The following is a 7,374-nucleotide window of genomic DNA, read 5'->3' on the forward strand; positions in this document are numbered from 1 at the left end:
TTAGCTGACGTTCAACATCGGCTTGCGGCTTAAAGCTTGCAGCTCAAAACTAAATTACGCGTACCCGGTCGCGGTGAGTATCGTCGCACAGAATTTCGAGGCCCTTGTAGGCCAGGGGGCGGCCGGTGTTGTGGGTGAGGCCGTCGTTTTCGTATAGGTGGGCTACGTCGAGCACTAGTTGGGTGTATTTCCGCTCGCCCAGCTCGATGGCCACCGGCCGGCCAAGTCCGGCATCGAAGGTGGCCAGGGCCTGGTCAATTTCTTCCAGAATCTTACTCATAGCTCAGAAGGACGGGTACGAGGAGGAAATATAGAAAGATGCGCGCAGTTATACCGCGCCACCAGCCTACAACTGCCACAAAAAACGGCCCCACCCACTCCGACAGGAGTAGGTGGGGCCGTAAACGGTTGCAAAGGCCGCCGCTTATTTCTTGAGTAGCTGAAGCAGGGCTTCGGCGGCCGGCTCCGAGGAAGCCGGATTCTGGCCCGTGATGAGGTTGCCGGCCTGGGTTACGTAAGGGGCCCAGTCGGCGCCTTTCGAGTAGTTACCGCCGTTTTCCTTCAGCATGTCTTCCACCAGGAAAGGCACTATGTTGGTCAACTGCACAGCCTCTTCTTCCGAGTTCGTGAAGCCGGCCACCGATTTGCCTTTCACCAGCGGCTCGCCATTGGCGGCTTTGGTGTGGCGCAGCACGCCGGGGGCGTGGCATACAGCCGCTACGGGCTTACCGGCGGCATGCATGGTTTCAATCAGCTCGATGGACTTTTTGTCCTCGGCCAAATCCCAGAGGGGGCCGTGGCCGCCGGGGTAGAACACGGCATCGTAATCAGCGCCCGAAACCGAGTCGAGCTTCACGGTCGAAGCCAGGACTTTCTGGGCCTCGTCGTCGGCCTTGAAGCGCTTGGTAGCGTCGGTCTGGGCATCGGCGGTGTCGCTTTTAGGGTCGAGGGGCGGCTGGCCGCCTTTGGGCGAGGCCACGGTCAGCGTTGCGCCGGCATCTTTGAATACGTAGTAAGGGGCCGCAAATTCTTCGAGCCAGAAACCGGTTTTTTCGCCGGTATTGCCCAGTTGGTCATGCGAGGTGAGCACCATCAGAATTTTCATGAGAATCGTTTTTAGGGTAAGGAAAAAGAACGGTAAACGTATTACTACAGCGTAGCGGCCAGGCCGTAGCGCGAAACCTTGCGCTCGGCCAGCACGGGCACAATCTGGCCTACTACAATCTGCTGGAAATGTTCGGAGTCGATGTGCGCCTGCAACGCGGCTTCATCTGCGTACTGCTCATACATGAACAAGTGGGTGGCATCGGTGGGGTCGACGTGCACGGTGTACACGAGGTTGCCCGGCTCCAGGCGGCGCACGGCGGCGGCTGCCTGCTGCATCAGGCGCAGTACCTCGGCCTCGTGGCCGGGCTGCACGCGCCACTCGGCGGCCACGCAGATAATGGTTGAGGGGGATGCGGACATGGTAGCTGGAAAAGAAGGCGAGGAGAACGGTCGTCGGGGCTATTGCAGCCGACCCGAAGGCCACGTAGGGGCGGGGCTTGGTTAGGCTACCTTCACTACGGCCTTGCCGGTGTTGTCGCCCTGGAAGAGGCCCAGGAAAGCGGCCGGAATCTGGTCGAAGCCCTCAGTAACGGTTTCCTCGAACTGCAGCTTGCCCTGGCTGTACCACTCGCCGAGCTGCTTTACGCCCTCGGGCCAGCGGCTGATGTAGTCGCTCACGATGAAGCCCTGGAGCTTGGTGCTGGTTTTAAGCAGCTTGCTTTCGGGCCGCGGACCCATGGGCACTTCGGTGGCGTTGTACATCGAAATCTGACCGCAGATGGCAATGCGGGCGTGCTTGTTGAGCAGGTCGTACACGGCATCGGTAATGGGGCCGCCCACGTTGTCGAAGTAGCAATCCACGCCGTTGGGCGCGGCGGCGGCCAGGGCCGCGGGCACGTCGGCGGTTTTGTAGTTGATGGCTTCATCGAAGCCCAGCTCTTTCAGATACGCCACTTTCTCGTTGGTGCCGGCCGTGCCAATCACGCGGGCGCCTTTTATTTTGGCTAGCTGGCCCACCACCATGCCTACTGCGCCGGCCGCGCCCGACACCACCACCGTTTCGCCTTCCTTAGGGTCGCAGATATCGAGCAGCCCGAAGTAGGCCGTCAGGCCCGTCATACCCAGCAGGCCGAGGTAGTAGCTGATGGGGGCCTGGTCGGCGGGTACCTGTTGCAGGCTCCTGGCCGGGGCCACGCTGTATTCCTGCCAGGGCAGGTTACCCACCACCAGGCTGCCTACCGGCAGCTGGTCGGCCTGGCTTTCCACCACTTCGGCCACCACGCCCCCGGCAATCGGCTCGCCCACCTCAAATGGCGCCACATACGATTTAGCGCTGCTCATCCGGCCCCGCATATAGGGGTCGACGCTTACGTAGCGGGTTTTGAGAAGCACGTCGCCACTGTTAAGAGCGGGCAATTCGCGGGTTTCAAATTTGAACTGGGCTTCGGTCGGCTCGCCCTGGGGGCGGCTGGCGAGAAGAATGGTGTTGGTTTTCATAGCGGAAGTGGGTTGTAAGTGAGCGGGGAGTAAGAAGCTGTTTAGAAAGTACCCGGAATCAATCAGAACGTCATGCTGAGCGCAGCCGAAGCATCTCTACCGCTTCGTTGCAGTAGTTCAACGAAGCGGTAGAGATGCTTCGGCTGCGCTCAGCATGACGTTCTTTTGACTTTCTAAACAGCTTCTAAATAAGAAAGAGAACGTGCGGCCGGGCATAGCCGGCGCAACACGTTCTCTTTGCAACAGGCTATTGCCCGACTAAGCCGCGTTGGTCGTGGTAGTCAGGTTGACTTCGATGTTGCCTTTGGTGGCGCGCGAATAGGGGCAGATGCCGTGGGCAGCTTCTACCAGCTGCTCGGCCTGGCCCTGCGAGAAGCCCGGCAGATTTACGTGCAGATCGGCCGAGATGCCGTAACCGCCATCTTCGGCCTGACCGAAGCCGATGAGCGCTTCCACCGTCACGTCCTGCAGTTTCACGCCGGCCTGGCGGGCGGCTACGCCCAGTGCACCCTCGAAGCAGGCCGCGTAGCCCGCCGCAAACAGCTGCTCGGGGTTGGTGGCGCCGGCTTTGCCAGGGCCGCCCATTTCCTTGGGTGTGCTCAGCGTCAGGTTCAGCGCGTCGTTGCTGGTGCTGATGGCACCGTCGCGGCCACCTTTGGCTTTTGCCTGGGCCGTAAATACTTTGTTGGTGAGTTTCATAGGGAACGATGAAAAGAAGAAAAAAAGCTATTGCAGCTTGGTAAGCAATTTGTTAAGCTGGTTACGCAGCGCCACAAAATCTTCGGTTGGCATACCGAGGCGGGTCAGCATCTGCTCCGGAACCCGGCAGGCCGGCTCGTGCAGCGCCTTGCCATCGGGCAGCAGCTCAATGATAACGGAACGCTCGTCGTGGGCAGCGCGGCGGCGGCTAAGCCACTGCCGCTGCTCCATGCGTTTCAGCAGCGGGGTAAGAGTGCCCGAATCGAGTAGCAGGTGTTCGCCTATTTCCTTCACCGTTAGTTCCTTGTGCTCCCAAAGTAGCATCAGCACCAGATACTGCGGGTACGTAAGGCCCAATTCCTGCAGCAGCGGCTGGTAGGCCTTCGTCAGCATTCGGGAGGCCGCATACAGGGGGAAACAGAGCTGGTTTTCGAGCAACAGCATGGGGTTAGATGAATCGGGCAAAAGCGGGGCTGCTGAGTCGGTCATGGTATGGTAAACGCGAAAAAGGTTGTGTATGTTTTAATAGTGCGCAATCAATCTGTAAAAAGAGTTGGCCAGAAACCACCTCCGGTTTCTGGCCAACAAAACTGTACAGCAGGTAAAGGCCGTTTCTGGGGGGCTCAGGCCTTTTCGTAGGCCTGGAAGCCGCCAATCAGGTTGCGCACATGGGTAAACCCCTGCTGCTGCAGAAAAGCTTTGGCAGCAGCCGAGCGGCTGCCCCCTTTGCAATGTACTACTACCTCCTGGTCGTGCAGGTCGTCCAGCTCCTGCAGTTTGCCGGGCAAGTCGCCCAGCGGAATATTGCGGCTGCCAGGAATGTGGCTTTCCTCGTTTTCCCAGGTTTCGCGCACGTCGATGATAACAGGGGAAGTATTTTGGGTCAGGCGTTCTTTCAGTTCAACGGCTGTAATGTCAGTCATAGCAAAGTAGGCAGATCAGTGAAAAGCTCTGGTTGGAAAGGAGGGCGGTAGGAGTGCAGGCGCAACAATAGCAAAAAAGCCAGACAATAAGCACCTGCTTCGTTTTAAAAATTACTGGCCACCTATTGCCAGCCGTTGCGTCAGTAGCTGGCCATCGGGCAGCAGCAGGCGCACAAAGTACAGCCCGGCCGGTAGCGGCAGCCGCAGCTCGGGTCGGCCGGCTTCGGCAGCAGGCTGCTCCCAAACCACCCGGCCCAGGGCATCGAGCACCGTGGCGTGGCGGTAGGGGCCAGGCACCAGCACCCGGCCGTTGGGGCTGGGGTTGGGGGCAAGGCGGTAGCGGGCGGCCAGTTCGGTGGCCGGCGTGGTCGTTACTACGCTGCCGCCCATCAGCGGCCGCAGCATTAGGGCGCCGGCGGGGCTGTAGTTGGTGGCGGGGTTAAACGTTTGCCAGGCCCCCTGCGAGCCGAAGTACAGGTAGTCGGGCGGGGAAGCGTTGTTTAAATCGTAACCGAATTCCACAAACTGCGTGGTAGGGGCCTGGCCGTAGCCGGCAAAAAAGCGGCCGCTCACTTTCACCGGCGTATCAAACACCACCTCTACATAGGGCTGGCCGGCTGGCAGCGTAAGGGGTACCACAAAGGTTTTGGTGGCTTTAGGCTCGGCCATTGGCTGGCCACTACCCTCTACCACATCCCAGATGGCAGCCGTAAGTGTGCGGCCGCCGGCCGTGGCCAGCACCGGGTACAGGCGCAGCGCCCGCACCTGATCGGGCTGGTTGAGGTCGAAGCGCAGGGCGTAGTAACTGGGCGGGCCGGTCGAGGCGGGTGCCAGGCTCAACGACGCTTCCGCCGTGCCGTCGTCGTAGGCGAAGTAGTCGCTCAGGTCGGTGCGGCGGCTGGCGGTGTCGTTGGCGAGCGTGCGCGGGTCGGTTTCGTTGGTGATGAGCACCACCCGCTGCCGCAGCTGCTTGGCGGCGGGGGTAAGCGGTACGGTAGGAGTGCTGGGGTTGCCCGCTATCGGGAACTGCCGGATTCCGGCATCGAGCGAGGCATTGCCCCGTAAAAAGATGGACGTGGTGTTGTCGGGCAGCACATCGAGCAGGCCCAGCCAGGTAATGGGCGTGGGGGCGGGGCCGGCATCGAGGTTGTTGGCCGTAGTGGCGGCCGTACCAGCGTTGCGCGTTGCCAGCTCGCCGGTGGGGTTGGCGTTGAACTGATTGACCGGCATAGCCGTGTAGCGGCGCAGGGCGCTGGCCAGGGCGCGGCTGGTGGCAATGTCGCGGAACGTAGAGTCGGTGGCCGAGCGGTTGCGGTCGAGGCGCACGTAGTCCACACTCCAGGCGTCGCGGGCGTTGTAGAGGTAGCCGCTGGTACGAATCCGGAACTGGAAGTTGCCATGCAGGTAGCCTTCCTTATCGAGCGGCAGGGCCTTGAAGCGGAAGTTGGTGGTGTCGCCCGGGCTATTCAACTGCCATACCTGGTCCCAGAGGCCGTTACGGTTCCTGAACTCAACGTAGAGCGCGATGGGCCGGGTACCGCCGGATTCGGGCCGGCCGCGCCGGGTGCCGGCCTGCCAGAAGAAGCTTAGGTATACCTTGTCGGTAGGCAGCAAACCGCTCAGGTCGATGGGCTGCGAAGTGAGCGAATCGGCGTCGCCTACCCGGCCAATGGCCCCGCGGGGCCGGCCTTGGCCGTCGAGGCCGTCGAGGGTGGCCACGTTGCGCGAAATAGGCCGCCGCGGGTAGCGGTTGTTCACCAGCGCCCCGCCCGTGGGCTCCCAGCGCTGGGCATCGGGCCGTCCCTCAGGCTGGCGCGCAAAATCATCGAAAAACGGCAGCGGTAGTACCACTGCTGGACGGGCCGCGGCGGAAGCATTCACCGGCGCGTGGGCCGGTTCCGAGCCCAGCGGCCCCAACAGCTGCGCTTGGCCAAACAGGGGCGTCAGCAGCAGCAGTAGCAATACAAAACGGTAGCAATAGGTCATAGCAAAAGAGAAAAAGCGGTTTTCCGAGGCAAAATACCCAATCGTCAGGCTCAGGAGTACCCCTATAAACGAAGTAAGGCCCGCTGGCGTGCAACGAACCTTGCTTTTTTAAGCAGAACGACGTAGGGGCGGGGCTTGCCCCCGCCCGCCGTAGGAACAGACGGTTCAGCACCCAAAATACCCGTTGAAAGGTGCCTGTTCAATGGTAACCGGTCTGCTGGTATCGTTTAATGGCGGGCGGGAGCAAGCCCCGCCCCTACGTCGTTCTGCTGACCGTTAGTCCACCCCCTTTAGCGGGCCAGAGCCGGCTACCCACAGGTCTACGAGCTGACCCATGCGGATGGTGCTGCCGGCGCCGGGCACCGGGCGCTGCTTGATGACCATGCCGTCGGCCTCGCCGTTGGGGGCTGGTTCGTAGAAGATTTCGCCCACCTGCAGGCCCTGGCCCACGAGCAGGGTGGTGGCCTCATCGGCGGGCATGTTCACGAGGTTGGGCACCGGAAACTCCTGGTTGCCCAGCCCGTCGCCCACTTCCAGGTCTACGCGGGTGCCCTTGGTGATGGGGTCGCCGGCCGCTATTTCCTTGCCGTTCACCGACTGCCGTAGCACCGCATCCTTCAGAATATTGGGCACGAACTTGAGCTGACCAACTACCAGATCGTAGCTCTTAAGAATCATCTGGGCGTTTTTCACCGAGCCGTCGGTGAGCTTGGGCATCTTGATAACGGGCGGGTTCTTCATCGACACCGTTACGTAAATCTTGCGGCCCTCCTTCACCTGCTCGCCCGCCTTCGGCTCCTGCTGCAGCACCGTGCCGGGCTTGATGCCGGAGTTGTACGTGCTGTCATCAACCAGATAATCGAGGTTCCGCTCGTCGAGGTAATCCTCCAGGTCGGCCTGGTTCATGCCCGTTACCTTGGGCACCACAATGGTTTCGCCGTGGTTGGTGGTGATGGGCAGATACACCTGGAAAAACCCGAACACCAGCGCCCCCACGAGCACCACTATCAGGAGCAAATGCTTAACTAAATCGGCTGGCGTATCGGAGCGGAGAAAAGACATTCAGTAGGGAGAAGCTAGGAGTTGGAAGCTGGGAGCCAGAAGAGCAAAGTTAGGATATGCACTCGGCAAAATGGCAGAACGACGTAGGGGCGGGGCTTGTCCCCGCCCGCCGTTGAACGATTACCCTTGATGCGGCGCGAACGGCGGGGGGGGGGAAACC

The 7,374-nt window shown here is 61.0% G+C and carries 9 protein-coding genes; all 9 read right to left on the bottom strand.

The window, feature by feature from the left end; all coding sequences use genetic code 11:
- Positions 1-49: 49 nt before the first annotated feature.
- Entirely contained in the window at positions 50-280 is a 231-nt protein-coding gene (locus HW554_RS16415; RefSeq protein ID WP_176900707.1) for a hypothetical protein, read from the bottom strand.
- 144 nt (positions 281-424) lie between these two features.
- The gene (locus HW554_RS16420; protein ID WP_176909664.1) at positions 425-1,105 is read right to left on the bottom strand and encodes a type 1 glutamine amidotransferase domain-containing protein; all 681 of its coding nucleotides are present in this window, start codon (positions 1,103-1,105) and stop codon (positions 425-427) included.
- Between the two features lie 44 nt (positions 1,106-1,149).
- Positions 1,150-1,467: a putative quinol monooxygenase gene (locus HW554_RS16425; RefSeq protein ID WP_176909665.1), complete on the bottom strand. Its 318-nt coding sequence runs from the start codon at positions 1,465-1,467 to the stop codon at positions 1,150-1,152.
- A gap of 81 nt (positions 1,468-1,548) precedes the next feature.
- On the bottom strand, positions 1,549-2,544 hold the full coding sequence (locus HW554_RS16430) for an NADP-dependent oxidoreductase (protein ID WP_176909666.1): 996 nt from the start codon (positions 2,542-2,544) through the stop codon (positions 1,549-1,551).
- A 258-nt stretch (positions 2,545-2,802) separates the two neighbouring features.
- Positions 2,803-3,243 (bottom strand): organic hydroperoxide resistance protein, encoded by a 441-nt coding sequence (locus HW554_RS16435; protein WP_176909667.1) that lies wholly within the window; start codon positions 3,241-3,243, stop codon positions 2,803-2,805.
- Positions 3,244-3,270: 27 nt separating this feature from the next.
- Positions 3,271-3,732, bottom strand: coding sequence for a MarR family winged helix-turn-helix transcriptional regulator (locus HW554_RS16440; RefSeq protein WP_176909668.1), 462 nt, complete (start codon positions 3,730-3,732; stop codon positions 3,271-3,273).
- A 134-nt stretch (positions 3,733-3,866) separates the two neighbouring features.
- Positions 3,867-4,166, bottom strand: a complete 300-nt coding sequence (locus tag HW554_RS16445; protein ID WP_176909669.1) for a rhodanese-like domain-containing protein — start codon at positions 4,164-4,166, stop codon at positions 3,867-3,869.
- A gap of 111 nt (positions 4,167-4,277) precedes the next feature.
- Positions 4,278-6,152 carry a hypothetical protein gene (locus tag HW554_RS16450; RefSeq protein ID WP_176909670.1) on the bottom strand — a complete coding sequence of 625 codons (1,875 nt, stop codon included), beginning with the start codon at positions 6,150-6,152 and terminating at the stop codon, positions 4,278-4,280.
- A gap of 276 nt (positions 6,153-6,428) precedes the next feature.
- Positions 6,429-7,214, bottom strand: a complete 786-nt coding sequence (locus tag HW554_RS16455; RefSeq protein ID WP_176909671.1) for a PASTA domain-containing protein — start codon at positions 7,212-7,214, stop codon at positions 6,429-6,431.
- Positions 7,215-7,374: the final 160 nt, after the last annotated feature.

The organism is Hymenobacter lapidiphilus (genome assembly GCF_013377885.1).
Lineage (GTDB): Bacteria > Bacteroidota > Bacteroidia > Cytophagales > Hymenobacteraceae > Hymenobacter > Hymenobacter lapidiphilus.